Annotated in this window: 16 protein-coding genes; 6 read left to right on the top strand and 10 right to left on the bottom strand. The window is 75.3% G+C overall.

Annotation, left to right across the window (positions count from 1 at the left end):
- Nucleotides 1-93: 93 nt before the first annotated feature.
- Both CRP29_RS05525 and CRP29_RS05520 read right to left on the bottom strand, forming a co-directional pair.
- On the bottom strand, nt 94-1,602 hold the full coding sequence (locus tag CRP29_RS05525; RefSeq protein ID WP_097193957.1) for a PH domain-containing protein: 1,509 nt from the start codon (nt 1,600-1,602) through the stop codon (nt 94-96).
- A complete protein-coding gene (locus CRP29_RS05520) occupies nt 1,599-2,111 on the bottom strand; it encodes a PH domain-containing protein (RefSeq protein WP_097193956.1) in 513 nt (170 codons plus the stop codon). Before CRP29_RS05520 ends, CRP29_RS05525 begins: the two co-directional genes overlap by 4 nt.
- A gap of 79 nt (nt 2,112-2,190) precedes the next feature.
- On the opposite strand from CRP29_RS05520, the gene CRP29_RS05515 reads away from it, so the two are divergent.
- On the top strand, nt 2,191-2,499 hold the full coding sequence (locus CRP29_RS05515) for a rhodanese-like domain-containing protein (RefSeq protein ID WP_245852478.1): 309 nt from the start codon (nt 2,191-2,193) through the stop codon (nt 2,497-2,499).
- A gap of 55 nt (nt 2,500-2,554) precedes the next feature.
- Here the strand turns inward: CRP29_RS05515 and CRP29_RS05510 are convergent, their stop codons facing one another.
- From CRP29_RS05510 to CRP29_RS05495, 4 genes are all read right to left on the bottom strand, one after another.
- Nucleotides 2,555-2,893, bottom strand: coding sequence for a TFIIB-type zinc ribbon-containing protein (locus CRP29_RS05510; protein ID WP_097193955.1), 339 nt, complete (start codon nt 2,891-2,893; stop codon nt 2,555-2,557).
- A 109-nt stretch (nt 2,894-3,002) separates the two neighbouring features.
- On the bottom strand, nt 3,003-4,619 hold the full coding sequence (locus CRP29_RS05505; RefSeq protein ID WP_097193954.1) for a long-chain fatty acid--CoA ligase: 1,617 nt from the start codon (nt 4,617-4,619) through the stop codon (nt 3,003-3,005).
- 95 nt (nt 4,620-4,714) lie between these two features.
- Nucleotides 4,715-5,161 carry a hypothetical protein gene (locus CRP29_RS05500; RefSeq protein ID WP_097193953.1) on the bottom strand — a complete coding sequence of 149 codons (447 nt, stop codon included), beginning with the start codon at nt 5,159-5,161 and terminating at the stop codon, nt 4,715-4,717.
- Between the two features lie 74 nt (nt 5,162-5,235).
- The gene (locus tag CRP29_RS05495; protein WP_097193952.1) at nt 5,236-6,435 is read right to left on the bottom strand and encodes a cytochrome P450; all 1,200 of its coding nucleotides are present in this window, start codon (nt 6,433-6,435) and stop codon (nt 5,236-5,238) included.
- A 73-nt stretch (nt 6,436-6,508) separates the two neighbouring features.
- Here CRP29_RS05495 and CRP29_RS05490 point away from each other — a divergent pair, with 73 nt between their 5' ends.
- Entirely contained in the window at nt 6,509-7,441 is a 933-nt protein-coding gene (locus CRP29_RS05490; protein ID WP_097193951.1) for a DUF5926 family protein, read from the top strand.
- Nucleotides 7,442-7,508: 67 nt separating this feature from the next.
- Here CRP29_RS05490 and CRP29_RS05485 read toward each other — a convergent pair whose 3' ends face one another.
- Nucleotides 7,509-8,954 carry a M20/M25/M40 family metallo-hydrolase gene (locus CRP29_RS05485; RefSeq protein WP_097193950.1) on the bottom strand — a complete coding sequence of 482 codons (1,446 nt, stop codon included), beginning with the start codon at nt 8,952-8,954 and terminating at the stop codon, nt 7,509-7,511.
- A gap of 175 nt (nt 8,955-9,129) precedes the next feature.
- Nucleotides 9,130-10,362, bottom strand: a complete 1,233-nt coding sequence (locus CRP29_RS05480; RefSeq protein ID WP_097193949.1) for an arginine deiminase — start codon at nt 10,360-10,362, stop codon at nt 9,130-9,132.
- Between the two features lie 118 nt (nt 10,363-10,480).
- Here CRP29_RS05480 and CRP29_RS05475 point away from each other — a divergent pair, with 118 nt between their 5' ends.
- Entirely contained in the window at nt 10,481-11,242 is a 762-nt protein-coding gene (locus CRP29_RS05475; RefSeq protein WP_097193948.1) for a glucose 1-dehydrogenase, read from the top strand.
- On the opposite strand, the gene CRP29_RS05470 is transcribed toward CRP29_RS05475, so the two are convergent.
- Nucleotides 11,194-14,430, bottom strand: a complete 3,237-nt coding sequence (locus CRP29_RS05470; RefSeq protein WP_176522834.1) for an ATP-binding protein — start codon at nt 14,428-14,430, stop codon at nt 11,194-11,196. The two genes, CRP29_RS05475 and CRP29_RS05470, sit on opposite strands and share 49 nt — an antisense overlap.
- Before the next feature lie 189 nt (nt 14,431-14,619).
- Between CRP29_RS05470 and CRP29_RS05465 the strand changes: the two genes are divergently transcribed.
- Nucleotides 14,620-16,065, top strand: a complete 1,446-nt coding sequence (locus CRP29_RS05465; RefSeq protein ID WP_097194136.1) for an FAD-binding oxidoreductase — start codon at nt 14,620-14,622, stop codon at nt 16,063-16,065.
- A gap of 81 nt (nt 16,066-16,146) precedes the next feature.
- Here CRP29_RS05465 and CRP29_RS05460 read toward each other — a convergent pair whose 3' ends face one another.
- Complete coding sequence (locus CRP29_RS05460) at nt 16,147-17,820, bottom strand: FAD-binding oxidoreductase (RefSeq protein WP_097193946.1); 1,674 nt, start codon at nt 17,818-17,820, stop codon at nt 16,147-16,149.
- Between the two features lie 38 nt (nt 17,821-17,858).
- Between CRP29_RS05460 and CRP29_RS05455 the strand changes: the two genes are divergently transcribed.
- Complete coding sequence (locus CRP29_RS05455) at nt 17,859-19,385, top strand: glycerol-3-phosphate dehydrogenase/oxidase (RefSeq protein WP_097193945.1); 1,527 nt, start codon at nt 17,859-17,861, stop codon at nt 19,383-19,385.
- A gap of 57 nt (nt 19,386-19,442) precedes the next feature.
- Nucleotides 19,443-20,237, top strand: a complete 795-nt coding sequence (locus tag CRP29_RS05450; protein ID WP_245852476.1) for a methyltransferase domain-containing protein — start codon at nt 19,443-19,445, stop codon at nt 20,235-20,237.
- Nucleotides 20,238-20,239 lie beyond the last annotated feature (2 nt).

Here is a 20,239-nt window from a genome sequence, read left to right as displayed (position 1 = left end):
TGGGATCAGGTGACCTGATCGTCGAGCGTCCTCCCTCACTGCACACCGTGAGGGAGGACGCTCCGCGGTGCGGGAGGACGCCGGCGCGTCCTGCTACCCCGCCCGCGGATGCTCAGCGGTGGGGGGCGCCGGCACGAGCTGCTCGGCCCAGGGTTCCGACGCCGCGACCGCGAACGCGGCGACCTCGTCGGCGGCCATGTCGAGGGCGATGTAGCCCCCGCGCCCGGCGCCCACGCAGGCGACGGCGGAGGCCAGCCCGGCCCGGCGCTGGAACCACGACTGCTTCACCTGCCAGCCGACCACCGCCCGCCGTTCCAGCACCGCCCGCTCGCGCACCAGCCAGCCGACGCGGACGGCGAACGAGCGAGGCCCGGTCGAGTGCCCGAGCGAGGCGTAGCGGCCCAGCCCGAGCGGCACGCCCAGCGCGGTGAGGACGACGCCGGTGAGCAGCAGCGGCCACCAGCCGGCGGTCGCGGTGAGCACCGCCCCGGCGGCCGTGACCAGCAGTCCGGCCGCCACCGCCCGGACGAGGCGCCGCCGCCGGGCCGCGGCGGGGTGGGGCGTGAGCGGCCCCGGGTCCTCGACCAGCCGGGCGGCGAGCGCCTCCGCCTGCGCGCGCGGTCCCAGCGGGAGCAGCTGGCCGCGGCGCTGGGCGTCGCCGAGGCCGGTGACCAGGCCGGTCACCCGCGCCGCCCCGGCCAACCGCATGCCGGCGCCGTCGGCCACGGCGACGCCGCGGATGCGATCGATCTCCAGCTCGGTGTGCCGCCGGGTGAGCAGGCCGCGCACGGCCACCAGCGAACCCCCGCGCCGCACCAGGCGGAAGCGCCAGTTCACGATGGCGGCGCCGATCACCGCGCCGACCGCGAGCAGCACCAGCGCGACGGCCACCACCGCGATCACGCCGCCCGGGGAGTCGACCGTCGGGCCGTCCACGTCGGGCAGCGCGCCGTCGGGCACCTCGTCGACGACCCGGGACAGCGCGCCGACGGCGGCCAGCGGGACGGCGAGGTAGCCGCCGACCAGCGGGGCGTAGAGCAGCCAGCGGTTGTCGAAGCGGGCGAACTCCTCCTCGGTCTCCTCCGGCGACGGCGTCTCGGCGTCCTCGGCGTGCTCGGGTGCGGCGCTCCGGCTGCGGGAGCTCAGCACGGCCGTCCGCAGCCGGTCGCCCTCCGCGCGGGGGACGCCGTCGATGAGCAGTTCCTCGTCCTTGCCGACGCCGGCGCTGCCACCGGCGGCCGCGTCGATCCGCAGTCGGACCAGCCCCACCAGGCGGTGCAGCGGCGGCGCCTCGACCTCCACGCCGCGGATCCGGTCGGTGGGCACGGTGCGCACCGAGCGGGAGACCAGCCCGCGCGTGACGACGACGGCGCCCGGGCCGTCGAGGTAGCTGAACCGCCACCAGGACAGCGTCGCCGTCGCCAGGGAGACCAGGGTGATGGCCACGACGAGCCCGACGACGGTCCACCGCCCCCCGCCCAGCCCGACCGCCGCCAGCGCGGGGAGCGCGTACGGCACGAACCGCCGCGCCTGCCGGAACGTGGCGGTGTGCACCAGGACGATCCGCGGCGACGTTCGGCGCGCGGGCACCGGTCCGGTCACGTCGCCTGGTCCCGGACCCGTTCGGCGCGGGCGGCGAGGTCGTCGGCGACGCGCTGGGCCATGCCGTGCTCCAGGTGCCAGATGCGCACCGTGCCCTGGCTGGAGGCGGTGAACACCGCGACCGTGGCCAGCCCGAACACCTGCTGCAGCAGCCCGCGGGTGACGTCGACGGTCTGGATGCGGGAGACCGGCACGAGCGTCCAGGTCTGGCTGAGCCAACCGGTGCGGGTGTGGACGGCGTCCGCGGTGATCTCCCAGCGGTACACCCGGTGCTTGAACCACGGGCGGACGGCGACGGTGACCACCACGTCGACGGCGGCGGCGATCGGAACGGCCCAGCGCAGGAACGGCATCGGCCCGCCCAGGTCGTCGGGGATCCAGACCAGCAGCGCGACGACGACGGCCACGGTGATCGCCGCGTTGATCAGGCTCTCGGTCAGCCACAACCCGATGGCCGAGCGGGGCAGCGACCAGGCGGGATCCCGCACGGGGGAGGGGGCGGTGGTCATCGCGGTCATCCTCGCAGTCGGCGGCGGTCCGCCGGCCCGTGCCACGATGGGACGCGTGATGCCGCAGCAGGTTCCGACCGTGTCCGTCAGCGAGCTGCCCGAGAACGCCGTGATCCTCGACGTCCGCGAGGACGACGAGTGGGTGCACGGCCACGTGGAGGGCGCGACCCACATCCCGATGGGCGAGATCCCCAGCCGGCTCGACGACCTGCCCGAAGCCGACCCGCTGTACGTGACCTGCCGCGGTGGCGGTCGCTCGGCGCGGGTCGCCGCGTGGCTGAACCAGAACGGCTACGACGCGGTCAACGTCGCCGGGGGCATGGGTGAGTGGGAGGCCGCCGGCAAGCCCATGGTGAGCGAGACCGGCGAACCCCCGTTCGTGCGCTGAGCGACCGGACTTCCTGCACCGAAAGTCCCGGACTTTCGGTGCAGGAAGTCCGCCCTCAGAAGTCGAGCAGCTCCTCGAGGATGCTCTTGCGCCGCTTCCTCTTGGCGTACTTCGGGTCGTCGCTGCGGCCGTAGTAGCGCTCGTCGTAGCGGTGCTCGCCGTAGTTCCGCGGATCGCGGTCGTACGGGTCGGGCACGGGCGGGCGCGGTGCCTGCGGGGGCGCGACGGGCCGCCCCTCCTCGGCGTCCAGGTAGGCACGCTCGGCGGCGATGAGGTTCTCCAGCTCACCGCGGTCGAGGAACAGACCCTTGCACTCGGTGCACTGGTCGACGAGGACGCGGTTGCGCTCGTACTGCGCCATCACGTTGTGGCACTTCGGGCACAGGAGCTGCATGGCGTCAGGCTACCTGCGCCGCCGTCCTGCAGTTGATCATCGCCTGCGCGCTCCCGACATGGGGTGACACGCCGCAGGGGCGAGCACGCAGACGATGATCAACTCGGGGTCAGGACTTCAGCTCGTACTCGGCGAACTTCGCGCGCAGGTCCTTCTTGGAGAACTTGCCGACGCTGGTCTTGGGCACCTCGTCGATGAACTCGACGGCGTCGGGCAGCCACCACTTGGCGACCAGCGGCTTGAGGTGCTCGAGGATCTCCTCCTCGGTCGCCGTCTCGCCCTGCTTGAGCACGACGCAGGCCAGCGGGCGCTCGTCCCACTTCGGGTGCGGCACGCCGACGACCGCGGCCTCGGCCACCTTGGGGTGGCTCATGATCGCGTTCTCCAGGTCGACCGAGCTGATCCACTCGCCGCCGGACTTGATCAGGTCCTTGGTGCGGTCGGCGATGCGGATGGAACCGTCGGGGCTCATCGCGGCCACGTCACCGGTCTTCATCCAGCCGTCGGCGGTGGTGAGCTCCACGCCGGCGTCGGGGTTGTAGTACTCCTTCGCGCACCAGTTCCCGCGGACCTGCAGCTCGCCGGTGGCGGTGTCGTCCCAGGCCTGCGGCTCGAGCGTGTCGGCGTCGACGATGCGGGCCTCGACGCCGAACAGCGGGACGCCGGCGCGGGCGCGGGCGTTCGCCTTCGTCTCGTCGTCGGCGTCCTGGAGGCGCTGGGGCAGCACGCCGGACGACGCCACCGGCGAGGTCTCGGTCATGCCCCAGGCCTGCAGGATCGGCAGCCCGACCTGCTCGCGGTAGGCCTCGCTCAGTGCCTTGGGCACCGCCGAGCCGCCGCAGCCGATCTCGCGCAGCTGGTGCTTCTTGCCCGCGAGGTGCGGCAGCACGCCCTGCCAGATGGTCGGGACGCCGGCGGTGAAGGTGACGCCCTCGTCGACGATCAGGTTGGCCAGCGCCTCGGGCTGCATCATCGGGCCGGGGAAGACCAGCGCGGCTCCGGCGGCCGGGGCGGCCTGCGCGATGCCCCAGGCGTTGGCGTGGAACATCGGGACGACCGGCATCGCGACGTCGCGGACGCTGAGCCCGAAGGCGTTCGGCGAGAGCGCGGCCATCGTGTGCAGCACCGTCGAGCGGTGCGAGTAGACGACGCCCTTGGGGTTGCCGGTGGTGCCCGACGTGTAGCACATCGAGGCGGCCAGGTTCTCGTCCCGGACGTCGAACTCGACCGGGGAGGCGGCGGCCAGCAGGGTCTCGTAGTCGCTGATCCGCGGGTCGTCGGGGAGCTCGGCGTCGCCGCCGTCCTCCATGACGACCACGTGCCGGACCGTCGTCATGGTGTCGACCAGCGGCCAGAAGAGCGGGAACACCGAGCGGTCGACGAAGACGACCTCGTCCTCGGCGTGGTTGGCGATGTAGGTCAGCTGCTCGGGGAACAGCCGGATGTTCAGCGTGTGCAGCACGCGGCCGGTGCACGGCGCGGCGAAGTAGAGCTCCAGGTGCCGCTGGCTGTTCCAGCCGAAGGTGCCGACGCGGCCGTCGGCACTGATGCCGAGGGTGTCGAGCACGCCGCCGAGCCGGCGGGTGCGGTCCGCCCACTCGCCGTAGGTGCTGCGGGTGACCCCCTTCGGCCCGTTGGTCACGATCGGTACGTCCCCGTAGTGCTGTTCGGCGTGCCGGAAGATCGTGTCGATGGTGAGGGGGCTGTCCTGCATCAGGCCGCGCATGATCCGGATCCTGCCAGTGACCGGGCTCACGATCCACCCGGGAGTCGCCCGGACGGCTCAGTCGCGAGGGAGCGGGCGTCTGCGGGCCCGTGGGTTCAGACGGTCACGTCGCCGTCACCGGATTTCGTCTCCTCCGGTTCGGTATTCATCTTGTCCGGTTCGCTGAGTCGGTGGCGAGTGCCCACCGCCAGCGCCCGGATGGACAGCGCACCGAGGGCAACGACATCGGCGAAGAGCAGGAGGAGAATCGGCCACTCGCCGGGGCCGGTGTCGGGCTGGAGGGCGGCGTTACAGAAGCCGATCAGTGCGGCGATGGTCGAACCGCAGCCGAACACGACGGTGGCAGCCAGGAGAGCGCCCACCGGGTCAGACTTTTTCACGTCCCTCAGCCGCGGAAGCCAGGCGTAGACCTCTTGCGCCTTCATGTCCAGCCCACGCTCGAGGGCCGATCGGTGCACGTCGGAGACGTGGGCCCCCAGTTGGACGACGAGGGCGATGATCAGCGCCCCGGTGAAAGTCAGCAGCGTGGGAAGCACGGTCATGCTGGCGCATCGGCACCCCTGCCCCCCGCCTTTAGCCCATGCGGCTGCGCGTCACAATGTCGCGCCGGACCGCGTCAGCCGAGGACGACGGGCAGCGTCTGCAGGCCGCGGATGACGAACTCGGGACGGCGCTCCGGCTCGCCGCCCAGCTCGAACGTCGTCGTCCGGTCCAGCAGCGCGCCGAACGAGGCCTGCAGCTCGACGCGGGCCAGCGGCGCACCGATGCAGAAGTGCACTCCGGCGCCGAAGGTGATGTGCCCGTTGTCGGTGCGGCCGACGTCGAAGGTGTCCGGCTCGGTGAAGACGGCGGGGTCGCGGTTGGCCGCCCCGAGCAGCGCGGCGATCTTCTGGCCGCGCTCGACGGTGATGCCGCCGATCTCGACGTCCTCGGTGGCGGTGCGCTCGAACAGCTGGAGCGGGGAGTCGTAGCGCATGAACTCCTCGATCGCCGTCGGCAGCAGGGTGCGGTCCGCGCGCAACCGCTGGAGCTGCTCGGGGTGCTGGAGCAGCGCCAGGGTGCCGTTGCCGCTCACGTTCACGGTCGCCTCGTGGCCGGCGTTGAGCAGCAGGATGCAGGTGGTGACCAGCTCGTCCTCGGTGAGCCGGTCGCCGTCGGCGTCGCGCATGGACACCAGGTGGCTGACCAGGTCCTCGCCGAGGTGCTTCCGCCGCTCGGCGGCCAGCTCCCGCAGGTAGGCGACGAACTCGTCGGCGGCGCGCTCGGCGGAGTCCTCGATCTCCGTCGTCCGCCCGTACTCGTACATCTTCACGATCGCGTTGGACCAGGGGCGCAGCAGCGGGCGGTCGGCCTCGGGCACGCCCAGCAGCTCGGCGATGACGGCGACCGGCAGCTGCTCGGCCATGCCGGCCAGCAGGTCGACCGGCTCCGAGCCGCCCGAGCGCTCGACCAGCTCGTCGACCAGGGACCGCGCGAGCTCCTCGACCCACGGCCGCAGCCGCTCGACGTGCCCGCGGGCGAACGCCGAGCTGATCAGCCGGCGCAGCCGGGTGTGCTCCGGCGGCTCCATCTCCAGGATCGCGTTGCGGTGGATCAGGTTGAAGCTCTCGAACCGCTCCGCCGGCGCCTTGTCGCGCCAGATCCGGCCCAGCCGCCGGTCGCGCAGCACCGCGTTGGACTCGGCGTGCGTGAAGGCCAGCCACAGCCCCATCTCCTCGTGCCACTGCACCGGAGCCTGCGCCCGTGCCCGCGCGAACGACGGGTAGGGGTCGGCGACGACGGCGGGATCGGTGAGGTCGAGTGGTGCGGAGGTCACGACCGCGAGCCTAGGAAAGCCGGGCAACGACGCCCGTCACACCCTCGCGGGGAGGCGCACCTACGCTGGCCGCATGGCTTCCCGCAAGCGCTCCGCCGCCCCCGCCGCCGCGCCGGAGGGCGTCAACCCGAAGGCGCCGTGCCCCTGCGGCTCCGGCCGTCGTTACAAGCACTGCCACGGCTCGGGCTACGCGCCGCCGGTGATCCGCTCCTTCGAGGGGCTGCCCGGCGAGGCCGACTGGGTCGCGCTGCGCGAGCTGGTGCCGGCCGCGACGGCCGTGCTCAAGACCACGGACGGCCGTGAGGTCACCCTCGCCAGCATCCTGCCCGGCGGCGCCCCCGCCCTGGTGCGGGCGAACGGCGAGATCATGCTCGGCGTCCAGCTGCAGAGCTCCTCGGACGACGTGAGCCGCGACCTCGGCACCGCGCTGGCCGCCGCGCTCGAGGCGCCGGCCGGCGCGCCGGTGGACCCGGGCCCGATCGGCGGCGCGGGCTCGGCGGGCCCCCGGCTGCAGGAGCTGCTCGACACCTCCGCGCCCTTCGAGGTGACCGTGCGGGACGACTTCGGCTTCTGGCTGGAGGGCACCGACCCCAACCCGGCGGTGCAGGCCGGCCTGGAGCACGCCAACGAGGCGATCCTGCCGACCGTGCGGCTGGCCGGTCTGGACGCGGCCTACTGGGTGCGCCCCACGGACGAGCGCGCGCACCTGCGCTGGGTCCGTCCCGAGCCGGAGGAGAAGCTGCTCGACGCGCTGGCCCGACTGCGGGCGGCCGGCGAGCCGATGCTGCTGGGCGAGGGCACCCGCTACGCCGGCGCGTTCCGGGCGCACGGCCTGGTCGTGCCGGTGTGGGACCTGCCCGCCGACACCTCCGCCGAGGAGTGGATCGAGCCGGCCACCCAGTGGCAGACCCGCCTCGAGGAGGCGCTGGCGGTCACCGAGCCGCTGAACGCCGACGAGCGGCGCGCCCGCGCCGGCCTGCTCTCCCGGCAGATCACCATCCGCTGACGCCGTCGGGGGACTTTCTGCACCGGAAGTCCGCCGACGGGTGCGGACTTCCGGTGCAGAAAGTCCGTCAGACGGTGCGGAGCAGGTGCCGGACGAAGCCGGCGCCGCGGTGCAGCGCCGCGATCGAGATCCGCTCGTCGGCGGCGTGCAGCGCGGCCAGTTCCTCGCGGGTGACGTCGAACGGCATGAACCGGTAGACGCTGTCGCAGATCTCGGCGAAGTGCCGCGAGTCGCTGGCCTGCACCATGAGGTACGGCGCGACGACGGCGTCGGGATAGGCGGCCTTCGCGGCCGCGGCGACCGTCGCGTACGCCTCGTTGTCGGCCCGCGAGACCGGTGAGGGGTCGGCGCCCCCGGCGAGCACGCGCAGCTCCACCGTCGGGTCGCCGATCACCTGCCGCAGCCGCTCCACCGTCGAGGCGACCGTCTCGCCGAGGGCGATCCGGATGTTGAGGTTCGCCTTGGCCGTGGTGGCCAGCACGTTCGTCGCCTTGCTGCCCTCGAGCCGGGTCACCGCCACCGTGGTCCGGACCAGGGCGTTGGCCTCCCGTCCCGCGCGGGCCAGCACCCGCGCGAGCACCGGGCCCAGGACGTCGGCGTGCGCGAACACGGCCCGGAGCGGCCCGGGCGCGTGCCGGCCCGCGGCGTCCACCATGCCGAGGACGACGTCGTTCATCCGGGCGGGGAACGGATGCTCGTCCAGGGCGGTGATCGCCTTCGCCAGCCGCGCCGGCGCCCCACCGGGCAGCGGCGACGACGCGTGCCCGCCCGCGTCGGTGGTCACGAGCTCGACGTCGAGCCGGCCCTTCTCGGCCAGCCCGACCACCGCGACCTGTCCCGGCACCCCGGGGAACATGCCGGTCACGACGGCGCCGCCCTCGTCGAGCACGGCCCACGGGCGGATGCCGCGCTCGGTGAAGGCCGCGACGGCGAGCTGCGCCCCGACCCCGGTCACCTCCTCGTCGTTGCCGAAGGAGAGCCAGACGTCGCGCCGGGGCGTGAAGCCCTCGGTGACCAGCGCCTCGACGGCCTCGAGGATCGCGACCAGGTAGCCCTTGTCGTCGATCGCGCCGCGGCCGTGCACGACGCCGTCCTCGATCAGCCCGGCGAACGGGTCGCGGCTCCAGTCCTGGCCCTCCACCGGGACGACGTCGTAGTGCGCCATGAGCACCAGCGGCGGCTCGTCGGTGCGCCCGCGCCAGCGGTAGAGCAGGGCGCCGTCGCCCAGCTGCTCGCGCTCCAGGGCGGCGTGCGTCCGGGGGTAGAGCTCGGTCAGCCGGGTGCGGAAGCGGGCGAACGCCTCCTGGTCGATCTCCGACCGGCCGCGGGAGGAGACGGTGGGGATGCGGATGAGCTCGGCGAGCCGCCCGGCGGCGCCGTCGGCGTCCAGACCGGCGAGGTCGGCGGGCTCGACCGCGGTGCCCGCCGGGCGGAACCGGGACACCCGTCGCGCGGTGGCGCCGACGGCGGCGGCCAGGGCCGCCGTGCCGGCGAGGGCGGTGGGACGGCGCATGCCGGCTCCTCGGATCCGGGGCCACCCTCGGTGGCCTGGGGAGGTCGCAGCGTAGTGGTGCGGACAGTCGGGCTCTGCCCACCAGGGCTGGGCAGAGTCCGAGGGAACGGGGCCGTGCCTGCTCGGCCTCTGCCCCGTCAGGCGGGGCAGAGCCCGACTGTCCGCGGGACCACTGTCAGCGGGGAGGCAGCGGGGCCCGGGCCACGGGGCAGGACATGCACCGCGGGCCGCCGCGCCCGCTGCCCAGTTCCGAGCCCGCGATCCGGACAACCTCGATGCCGGCGGCCTCCAGCGCGGCGTTGGTGACGGTGTTCCGCTCGTAGGCGACCGCCAGCCGGGGCGCCAGCGCGAGGGTGTTGTTGCCGTCGTCCCACTGCTCGCGCTCGGCGGTGACCGGGTCCAGCCCGGTGTCGATCACCCGCAGCTTGTCGATGCCCATCGCCTCGGCGGCGGCCTCGACGAACGGCCGGGGACCGGTCACCGACAGCTCGACCGGGTCGGCGTCGTCCGCCACGCCGTCGGGGGCGGTGACCGTCCAGGCCCGCAGCGAGTCGGCCATCGCCGGGTACATGACCATCGCGTCGACGTCGACCATCGTGGCGATGGTGTCCAGGTGCATCGTGGCCCGCTGCTGCGCGATCGGGACGACCAGCACCGTGTGCGCCAGCCCCCGGGCGAACAGCCGCCGCGCGAGCCGCTCGGCCCCACCGGGCGTCGTCCGCTCGCCGACCCCGACGGCCAGCACGCCCGGTGCCAGCAGCAGGACGTCGCCGCCCTCGAGGTGCTCGAGGTCCGCGCCGTAGAGCTGCTCGCTGCCGGCGAACCACGGGTGATGGGTGTAGACCGCCGCGGTGATCGTGCTCTCCCGGTGCCGGGCCGGCATGGCCAGCGAGGTGACCGCGACCTCGTCGCCGATCCACACCGAGGAGTCCCGGGTGAACAGCAGGTTCGGCAGCGGCGGGACGACGAAGTCCGAGCGGTCCATCACCTCGTAGGCCAGCCCGCGGCCGCCGCGCAGCTCGTCGTGCGCCAGGCCCCCGATCAGGGTGGCGGCGAGCTCGTCGGGGGCGAGCCAGGCCAGGTGGCGGGTGGCGGCACGCTGCAGCGAGGCGCCCAGCCGCGGGTCGTCGACGGCGGCGCCGATCAGCTCCGCCCGCGCCGACGGGAACGAGAGGACGTCGGTCAGCAGCGCGTCCAGGTGGAGCACCTCGACGCCGCGCTCGGTGAGCGCCGCGGCGAAGGCGTCGTGCTCGTCCTGCGCGCGGTCCACCCACGGGACGCCGTCGAACAGCAGCTGGTCGTTGTTGCGCGGGGTCAGCCGCCGCAGCTCGTTGCCGGGCCGGTGCAGCAGGACCGTCTGCAGCGCGCCCACCTCGCTGGTCGCGCCCAGGGCCGGGGACGGGGTCATGCCCCGAGGCTGGCACAGCGCCCGGCGTCCGGCGCTCGCGGCAGGCCGCGCGGGCGGTCTGGCTAGGGTGCGGGGCGGGCCGGCAGCGCAGCCGGGAGCCCGACGACGGAGGTGCGGCGTGGACCTGTTCGACCTGACCGGCAAGGTGGCTGTGGTGACCGGGGGGACCCGCGGCATCGGCATGATGATCGCCCGCGGCTTCCTCCAGGCCGGTGCGCGCGTCTACATCAGCTCGCGCAAGGCCGACGCCGGCGACGCCGCCGTCGCCGAGCTGTCCGAGTTCGGCACCGTCGTCTCCATCCCGGCCGACGTCTCCCAGGAGGCCGAGTGCATCCGGCTGGCCGAGGAGGTCGGCAAGCGCGAGGAGCAGGTGCACATCCTGGTCAACAACGCCGGCGCCACGTGGGGCGAGGACCTGGAGAAGTTCCCCGAGTCGGCCTGGGACAAGGTCCTCGACCTGAACCTCAAGGCGCCGTTCTTCGTCACCCGGGCGTTCCTGCCGCTGCTGGAGAAGGGGGCCTCGCACGAGGACCCGGCCCGCGTCATCAACATCGGCAGCATCGCCGGCCTGCAGCCCTCCGCGGCGCGCACGTACTCGTACTCGACGTCCAAGGCCGCGGTGCACCAGCTGACCCGCAACCTGTCCAAGGAGCTCGCGCCGCGGCACATCACGGTCAACGCCGTCGCCCCCGGGCCGTTCGAGTCCAAGATGATGGCCGCCACGCTGGCCGCCGCCGGCGACGAGATGGCCAAGCGGGTGCCGCTGGGCCGGATCGGGCGCCCCGACGACATGGCCGGGATTGCCGTCTTCCTGAGCTCGCGGGCCGGCTCCTACCTGACCGGCACGATCATCCCGGTGGACGGCGGCATCGCGACCTGACCCCGGGACAGGTGTGACTCGGCCAGCGCCACCTGGTGCGGCGAGCCGATGAGCACGCCCTGCTCACGGGCGCCGGCCCACCAGCGCCGGGCGCCGTCGGCATCGCCGCGTCGCTCGGCGATCCGGCCGAGCAGCTCGTCGTAGGCGCCCAGGCTGAGCGCCGGCGTCCCGAGCACCGCCTGCCGGCCGCGGTAGGGCAGCAGCGACTCCGCCGCCGCCGCCCAGTCCGGCTCGTCGCCCAGCCACAGCGAGCTCTCCGCCTGCAGGTAGACGGCGACGTCGCTGGCCCAGTCGCGCACCAGGGTGCGCCCCCAGCGGGCCCGCAGCCGGCGGGCCTCGGCGACGTCGCCGGACTCGGCGGCGGCCAGCACCGCCATCTCCTGGAGCAGGGGGTTGCCCTCGTCGCCGGTCTCGACGAGCAGCGGCAGCGCGGCGGCCTCCCGGTGGTCGGCTCGCCGCAGGGTGAACTGGTGGGCGGCGTAGGCGTGCCGCGCGTGCGGCGTCACCCGCCGGAACAGCTCGTAGGCCTCGGTGGTCAGCTCCTCGGCGCGGGCCGCGTTCCCGCGCAGCCAGGCCAGCCCGCCGGCCTGCCAGAGGACGTGCGGGCGCACCTCCGGCCCGCTCAGCGACACCGCCATGCGCCGGGCCGCGTCGTGGTCCTCCTCGAAGCCCGCCAGCCGCCGCTCCGCCGCACCCGGGCGCCCCCACACCGCGAGGCAGAAGTTGTTGAGCGTGCGGCCCAGCAGCTCGGGGTCACCGATCCGCCGCGCCATCTCGACCGCCCGCTGCGCGGCCTGCACGCCGCGGTCGTCGGGGCCGAAGGCGAGCTCGACGCCCAGGGTGCCCAGCAGCCGCGCCGTCGTCGGGTCGTCGTCGTCCCCACGGGTGGCGAGCAGGTCCTCCAGGACGCCCACCATGTCGGCGTCGACCACCCCGTGCGGCCGCCAGTTCCACAGCGTCACGCTGCCCCAGACCGCCGCGGACTCGGCCAGGCACTCCCGGTCCTCGAGCTGGCGGGCCAGCCCGATCGCCTCGGCCACCACGCCGCGCGCCTCGGTCAGCTGCCCGCTGCGCAGCAGGTCGTTGCCCAGGGCGGTGAGCAGGTCGTGCCGGGTGCGGGCGGCGTCGGGGGCCAGCGGGTCGAGCAGCGCCAGCGCCTGCCGCCCGTGCGCCGCGGCCTCGCCGTGCGCCAGGCGGGCCCGTGCCGCGCGGGCCGCCGCGGCCAGGTACAGCAGCGCGGGGCCGGGGCCGACCACCGGAAGCGCCCCGACGAAGTGGTGGGTGAGCCGCTCCACCAGGCCGTCGTCGGTGGAGCCGGCGATCCGCCGCTCCAGCGCCTCGCCGATGCGGGCGTGCAGCCGCGCCCGCCGCAGCGCGGGCAGGTCGCCGGCGAGCACCTCCTGCACGAGCGCGTGCGTGAACCGCCACCTCCACGGCCGCGCGCCCGCGGCCACCAGCCCCACGGCGACCGCGGAGTCCATCGCGGTCAGCGCCTCCTCGGCCGGGGTGCCCGCCGCCTCGAGCAGGTCCAGGGAGACCTCGCGCCCCGCGACGGCGGCCAGCTCCAGCACCGCGCGGGTGCACTCGGGGAGCCGGGCGAGCCGGGTGCGCAGCACCTCCCCGACCGACGGCGGCACCGGGACGTCGTCCAGGTGCCGGTCGTGCGCGCCGATCATCCAGCGGGACAGCTCGACGACGAAGAACGGATTGCCGCCGGTGCGGTCGTGCACCGCGGTGGCCAGCGCCCGGTCGCCGGGGGAGCCCAGCTGCGCGGCCAGCAGCGCGCCGACGTCCTCGGCCTCCAGTCCGCGCAGCCGCAGGCAGGTGGCGGTCGGCTCGCGGGCCAGCCGGCCGAGGCACTCGGCCACGGCCTCGGGCAGCTGCTCGCCGACGGTGCGCGCGGTGACGATCAGCAGCACCGGCGCGCGGGGGAGGTGCCGGGCGAGCAGGCCGAGCAGCGCCACCGACGTCGTGTCGGCGCCCTGCAGGTCGTCGAGGACGACGAGCACCGGGCGGGTCGCCGCCGCGGTGAGCCGGGTGCGCAGGTCCTGGAACAGCCGGAACCGGGCGGCGTCGGCGTCGTCGCCCGCGGTGGCGCCGGCGGGGTCGAGCTCCGGCTGCGCCAGCTGCTCGAGCACCTGGGTCCACGGCCACAGCGCCGGGGCGCCCGCGTCGTCGGCGCACCGGCTCCACGCGACCGACCAGCCCAGCAGCCGGGCGCCGTCGGCGACCGCCTCCGCCAGCCGGGTCTTGCCGATGCCCGCCTCGCCCTCGACGACCACGACCGCCGCGCGGCCGCCGGTGACCTGCTCGGCGACGGCGCGCACCTGGTCGAGCTCCGCGCGGCGGCCCACCAGGGCGTCGACCGATGTGCTCGGCGCCGGCGCGGGTGCGGACGGCAAGACCGGGCGGGGGAGCCGTTCCAGCAGCCGTGGGTCCTGGCGCAGCACGGCCTGCTCCAGGTCGCGCAGCTCGGGCCCGGGGTCGATGCCGAGCTCGTCGCGCAGCAGCTCGGCGCACCGGCGGCAGGCGTCCAGGGCGTCGGCCTGCCGGTCGGCGGCGTACAGCGCGGTGACCAGCCGCGCCCAGAGCCGCTCGCGCAGCGGGTGCTCGGCGACCAGGTGCTGCAGATCGGGGACGGCGGCCTCGGGCCGGCCGAGCGCCAGCAGCGCGTCGCAGCGCCGCTCGCGGGCACGCACCTGGAGCTCGGTGAGCCGCAGCCGGTCGCTCGCCGCGGCGGGGAGGTCGCCCAGCTCGGCGAGCGGCTCGCCGCGCCACAGCCCCAGCGCCTCGTCCAGCAGGGCCACGCCGCGCTCGGGGGCGCCGTCGGTCACCGCGCGGTCCCCGGCCTCGACCAGCTCGGCGAAGCGCAGCAGGTCCAGGTCGGCGGCCTCGGCGATGAGCAGGTAGCCCGGCGACCGCGTGACCAGCACCGTCGGCGCCTCGCGCGGCCCCCGGTCGGGTTCCAGGACGCGGCGCAGGTGCGAGACGTAGGCCTGCAGGGTGCCGGTGACCGTCGGCGGCGGGTGCTCGCCCCACAGCGTGCTCACGATCCGGTCGATCCCGACGACGCGGCCGGCGTCGGCCAGGAGCAGGGTCAGCAGGGCCCGGGGCTTGGCCCCGCCCACGTCGAGGAGCTCGCCGTCGGGACCGGCGACCTCGAGGGGACCGAGGACTCGGAAACGCACGTCCGGCGATGTTCCTCGCCTCGCGACGGCGGGGGTACCCCTGCGCGCGTGCGGGCTGCAAGCCGGCGTCCTAGTCGGCTGCAAGCGGCGGTCAAGCGGAGCGTCCCACCCTTCGTCCGTCCCTCCAGCCGCGGCCGACGCGGCGCCCCCGATCCGCGGCTCGGACCGCGGCCTCGAGAAGGAACCCGCATGTCTCTCCCCACGCCCCGCGAGCCCGAGCAGCCCGTCGTCCTGCTGGACGCGGCGGCCGTCGCCACCCTGGCGCCCCCCGTCCCCTCCGTCGACGTCGAGGGGTTGCGCGGCCGGGTGCACGGCCCGGTCTACGCCGCCGGCGACGACGGGCTCGCCGCCGAGGTCGCCACCTGGAACGTCGCGGTGCAGCACACCCCGGCGGTCGCGGTCGGCGCCACGTGCGCCGCCGACGTCGCCGCCGCCGTCTCCTGGGCCGTGGCGCACGGGCTCGGCGTCGCCGTCCAGGCCACCGGCCACGGGCCGGTCCGCAACGCTGCCGGCGCCCTGATGATCACCACCCGCCGGATGCAGGGCGTCTCCATCGACCCCCGGCGGCGTGTGGCCCGCGTCGAGGCCGGCGTGAAGTGGAAGCGGGTCATGGAGGCCGCCGCCGAGTTCGGGCTCGCCGGCCTGTGCGGCTCGTCCTCCGACGTCGGCGTCGTCGGCTACAGCCTCGGCGGCGGGGTCGGCTCGCTCGGCCGGAAGCACGGCTTCGCTGCCGACGCCGTCCGCGCGGTCGAGATCGTCACCGCCGACGGCCGGCAGCGCACCCTGTCCGCCGACTCCGAGCCCGAGCTCTTCTGGGCGGTGCGCGGCGGCAAGGGCAACTTCGGCATCGTGACCGCGCTCGAGATCGAGCTGGTGCCGGTCGGCGGGCTGTACGCCGGCGGCATCTTCTTCGCCGGCGAGGACATGGCCGCCGTCCTGCACGCCTTCCGCCGGTGGGCGCCGACGCTGCCGGAGGAGGTCGGCACCTCGATCGCCATCCTGCGGCTGCCCGAGGAGGAGTTCGTGCCGCCGCCGCTGCGCGGGCAGACCGCCGTCCACCTGCGGTACGCCTACTCCGGGACCTACGTCGGGGACGGCGAGCGGCTGCTCGCGCCCATGCGCGACGCCGGCCGGGTGCTGCTGGGCTTCGTCGGGCCGATCCGGACCGACGAGATGGACTCCATCCACATGGACCCGACCGACCCGATGCCCGCGTGGGAGAAGGGTCAGGGGCTCACCGAGCTCACCGAGGAGGGGGTCGAGGCGCTGCTGGCCGTCGCCGGCCCGCAGGCGCAGATCCCGCTGGCCATGGTCGAGATCCGGCTGATGGGCGGCGCGCTGGGCCGCCCGGCGAAGGTGCCCAACGCGGTCGCCGGCCGGGACGGCGCCTTCACGCTGATGGCCCTGGGGCCGTTCGTGCCGGAGCTGGCCGAGGTCGTGCCGGCCGTGGGCCGCGCGGTGCTCGGTGCCCTCGCGCCGTGGAAGGCCGCCGGGACGCCGGTCAACTTCCTCGGTGACGTCTCCGGACCCGAGGAGGTGGCCGCGGCCTACCCGCCCGGTGTCTACGAGCGGCTGGCCCAGGTGAAGGCGGCCGTCGACCCGGGCCGCGTCTTCTCGTTCGGCCACGCGTTCTAGGGCCCGCCGTCACCCCGGCATGGGAAGCGATACACCTGTTCTGGGCGCCAGGACGGGTGCATCGCTTCCCATGCCCGTTGATCAGTCGGGGAGCAGGACGCCGGGGTTGCAGATGCCCTTCGGGTCCAGCCGCGACTTGACCGCCCGCAGCACCTCGACGCCCAGCGGCCCGATCTCCCGCTCCAGCCAGGGGCGGTGGTCGGCGCCGACGGCGTGGTGGTGGGTGAGCGTCCCGCCGGCGGCGAGCAGCGCGTCGGTCGCGGCCCGCTTGGCGTTGAGCCACTGCTGGATCGGCAGCTCCTCGTCGCGGTCGGCGAGCACCGTGAAGTACAGCGAGGCGCCGGTCGGGTAGCCGTGCGAGAGGTGCGTCATCACCAGGGGACGACGCCCGCCGGCGGTGAGCGACTCGCGCAGCGCCCGGCGGACGGCGTCGTACACGGTGGGCAGCGCCGCCCAGGTGGCCGCGGTCTCCAGCGTCTCCACCATCAGCCCGGCGTCCAGGAGCGTGTCCCGCGTGTAGGGCGCCCCGAACCGGTGCTTGCGCCACGACTCGCCGACCGAGTGCCCGAGCCGGATGCCGCCGCGCGACCGGAGCAGCGCCGACGCCGCCCGCGTGCGCGCCCGCACGATGTCCGGCAGCCCCTCCCAGCCGACCACGAGCAGGCAGCCCTCGCCGTGCCTGCGGGCGCGCAGCATCCCGCGCAGCACCCGGGCGCCGGTGCCGCCGGACATGAGCAGGTTGGCCCGGGTCTCGTCGACGTCGGAGAGGCGCACCACGTCGGGCAGGAGGTCGTGCCGCGCCAGCCGCTGCAGCGCGGCGAGCCCCGCGGCCCAGGTGCGGAACGACCAGCCCTCGTAGGACGTCGTCGCCGGCTTCGGGCGCACGCGCAGCCGCAGCTCGGTGATCACGCCGAGCGTCCCCTCCGAGCCCAGCGCGAGCCCGAGCAGGTCGGGCCCGGCCGCCGAGGCCGGCGGATGACCCACCTCCAGGACGCCGGACGGCGTGGCCAGCGTGAGCCCGGCGACCAGGTCGTCGAACCGCCCGACGCCGGTGGAGGCCTGCCCCGAGCTGCGGGTGGCCGCGTAGCCCCCGAGGGTGGCGAACTCCCAGCTCTGCGGCAGGTGGCCGAAGGTGAGGCCCTCCTTGCCGAGCGCCTCCTCGAGCTGCGGCCCGCGCATGCCCGGCCCGACGGTCACCATCGACGAGGGCACGTCCAGCTCCTGCACCGAGGCCATCCGCCGCAGGTCCAGCGCGACCGCCGGCCGGTCGTCGGGGTCCACGCCGGCCAGCCCCCCGACGACGCTCGTGCCGCCCCCGAACGGGACGACGACGACGTCGTGCACGCTGCACAGCGCCAGCAGCGCCGCGGTCTCCTCGGTCGTGCCGGGCAGGACGACGGCGTCCGGGGCGTCGGTGGCGTCCCCCGCGCGCCGGCGCAGGAGGTCCAGGTAGCTCTTGCCGCCGGCACGCAGCAGCCGTGACTCCCGGTCGGTGCGCACGTTCTCCTCGCCCAGCAGCGCGGTGAGGGCCGCGAGGGTGGGCTCGGGGAGGCGGGTCGGCGTCAGCCGGATCTCGGGCACCGGCACCGGCGGCGTGCGCCGGGGCGTCCAGCCCAGTTCCCTGGCCAGGTGCCGGCGGGCCGCCTTGGGCAGCGCCTCCTCCAGCCCGGCTGCGCGGTCGCCCGCGGCGTCGGCGGGATGTCCGGCTGGGGACGGACCCCAGCCCTGGATCGTCAGTTCCGGCTGTTCGGCCACGGCTACAGTCTGCCGGTGCCCGTGCGTGGGAGATCACAGTGACCGGCGCGCTGTCGCCCGAGCGGCGTCGGCGGGACCTCGAGGAGGTCGCCGGGTCGCTGGTCGACGTCGTCGTGGTCGGCGGCGGGGTGACCGGCGCGGGCGTGGCCCTGGATGCGGCGGCGCGCGGCCTGTCGGTGGTGCTGCTCGAGCGCACCGACCTGGCCGCCGGCACGAGCCGCTGGTCCTCCAAGCTGGTGCACGGCGGGCTGCGCTACCTGGCCCACGGCGAGATCGGCCTGGCGCGGGAGAGCGCCCGGGAGCGCGCCGTCCTCATGGGGACGACGGCGCCGCACCTGGTCCGCCGGCTGCCCTTCCTCATCCCCGATGCCGCGGGCCGGGACGTCAGCGCGCTCGGTGCGGTCGGGGGGCGGCTCGGCGACCTGGTCCGGCTCTCCGTGGCGGGTGGCCGCGGCTCGCTGCCCTCGACCCGGCGGGTGGACGCCGACGAGGTCGGCCGCCTGGTGCCGGCGGTGCGGCCGGGGCGCGGGGGCGTCGTCTTCTGGGACGGGCAGCTGAGCGACGACGTCCGGCTGGTCGTGGCTCTGGTCCGCACCGCGGCCGCCCAGGGCGCCCGCGTGCTGACCGGGGCGACGGTGACCGCCGTCGACCGCACGTCGACGGCCGCGCTCGGCTCCGCCGAGGTGCACGCCGACGTCGACGGCGAGGCGCTCACCCTGCGGGCGCGGGCCGTGGTGAACGCCGCCGGCGTGTGGGCGTCCCGGCTGGCGCCCGGCATCCGGCTGGTGCCCTCGCGCGGCTCGCACCTGGTGCTGCGCGCCGACCGGCTGGGCTCGCCGTCGGCGGCGCTCACCGTGCCGCTGCCCGGATCGCGGTCGCGGTACGTCTTCGCGCTGCCGCAGGCCGACGGGCTGGTCTACCTCGGGATCACCGACGAGCCCGTCGAGGGGCCGGTCCCCGACGACGACGCGCAGCCCTCCGACGCCGAGGTGCAGCAGCTGCTGGAGACGGTCAACCAGGTGCTCGCCGAGCCGCTGACCCGCGCGGACCTGGTGGGCGCCTACGCCGGCTACCGCCCGCTGGTGCTGCCGGAGTCGGCGGGCACCGGCCCGGGTGACGCCACCGCCGACCTCTCCCGCAAGCACCTGCTGTCGTGGGACGGACCGGTCCTCACCGTCGTCGGCGGCAAGCTGACGACCTACCGGGCCATGGCCGAGGAGACCGTGGACGCCGTCGTCGCCCGGCTCGGTGGCGCCGCCCGCTCGACCACGGCCCGGCTCCCGCTGATCGGCGCGGCGCCCCGGCCGGCGCTGGACGCGCTTCCCGCCCCCGCGCGGCTGGTCGCCCGCTACGGCACGGACGCGCCCCTGGTCGAGGAGCTCGGGCCGGACGTCGTGGTCGCCGGGCGCCCGGAGACGGTGGGGGAGCTGCGGTTCGCCGTCCGCGCCGAGGGGGCGCGCACGGTGGCGGACCTGCTGGACCGCCGCACCCGGTTCGGGCTGGTCCCGGAGGACCGGGCGCGGGCGGTGCCGGTCGCGGAGCAGGTGCTGGCGGAGGAGCTCTGATCCCACTCTGCGAGAAGTCTGTTTCGCTGGATGGGACGGCGGAGTAGGACTGGCGGCGTGGACACCTACACGCACGGGCACGCCGAGCCCGTTCTGCAGTCGCACCGCTGGCGCACGGCCGAGAACTCCGCACCCCACCTGCTCCCGTCGCTGCGGCCGGGCCTCGACCTGCTCGACGTCGGCTGCGGCCCGGGCACGATCACCGTCGACCTCGCCGCGCGGGTGGCGCCCGGCCGGGTGCTCGGGCTGGACCTCTCGCCCGATCCGCTGGACGAGGCGCGTGCCGCGGCCGAGCGCGTCGGCGTCCCGGTGACCTTCGCGGTCGGCGACGTCTACGCCCTCGACCTGCCCGACGCGTCCTTCGACGTCGTCCACGCCCACCAGGTGCTCCAGCACCTCACCGACCCGGTCGCCGCGCTGCGCGAGCTGGCGCGGGTCTGCCGGCCCGGCGGGCTGGTCGCGGTCCGCGACGTGGACTACGCGACGTTCACCTGGTTCCCCGTGAACCCCGGCCTGGACCGCTGGCTGGAGGTCTACTACGGGGTGGCGCGGGCCAACGGCGCCGAGCCCGACGCCGGCCGCCGGCTGCTGGCCTGGGCGCGCGCCGCCGGGCTGCGCGACGTCACCGCGACGACGTCCTCCTGGTGCTACGCCTCGCCGGCCGAGCGCGCGTGGTGGGGGAACTCGTGGGCGGGGCGGGCGACGGCGTCGCCCTTCGCGGAGCAGGCGGTGGCCTACGGGCTGGCCGCACCGGCGGAGCTCGATGCGCTGGCCGACGCCTGGCGCGCGTGGCGGGACGCCGACGACGGCTGGCTCGGGATGATGCACGGCGAGCTGCTCATCCGGGTCTGAGC

The organism is Blastococcus aggregatus (genome assembly GCF_900221005.1).
Classification (GTDB): domain Bacteria; phylum Actinomycetota; class Actinomycetes; order Mycobacteriales; family Geodermatophilaceae; genus Blastococcus; species Blastococcus aggregatus.
The sequence above is the reverse complement of the archived record's forward strand: the minus strand, read 5'-3'. Positions and strand labels throughout refer to the sequence as shown.

Bases quoted from the DNA above. Each gene is read 5' to 3' on its own strand.
- CRP29_RS05520 (WP_097193956.1), bottom strand. From the start codon at position 2,111: ATGACCACCGCCCCCTCCCCCGTGCGGGATCCCGCCTGGTCGCTGCCC.
- CRP29_RS05510 (WP_097193955.1), bottom strand. From the start codon at position 2,893: ATGCAGCTCCTGTGCCCGAAGTGCCACAACGTGATGGCGCAGTACGAG.
- CRP29_RS05505 (WP_097193954.1), bottom strand. From the start codon at position 4,619: ATGCGCGGCCTGATGCAGGACAGCCCCCTCACCATCGACACGATCTTC.
- CRP29_RS05500 (WP_097193953.1), bottom strand. From the start codon at position 5,161: ATGACCGTGCTTCCCACGCTGCTGACTTTCACCGGGGCGCTGATCATC.
- CRP29_RS05490 (WP_097193951.1), top strand. From the start codon at position 6,509: ATGGCTTCCCGCAAGCGCTCCGCCGCCCCCGCCGCCGCGCCGGAGGGC.
- CRP29_RS05485 (WP_097193950.1), bottom strand. From the start codon at position 8,954: ATGCGCCGTCCCACCGCCCTCGCCGGCACGGCGGCCCTGGCCGCCGCC.
- CRP29_RS05480 (WP_097193949.1), bottom strand. From the start codon at position 10,362: ATGACCCCGTCCCCGGCCCTGGGCGCGACCAGCGAGGTGGGCGCGCTG.
- CRP29_RS05465 (WP_097194136.1), top strand. From the start codon at position 14,620: ATGTCTCTCCCCACGCCCCGCGAGCCCGAGCAGCCCGTCGTCCTGCTG.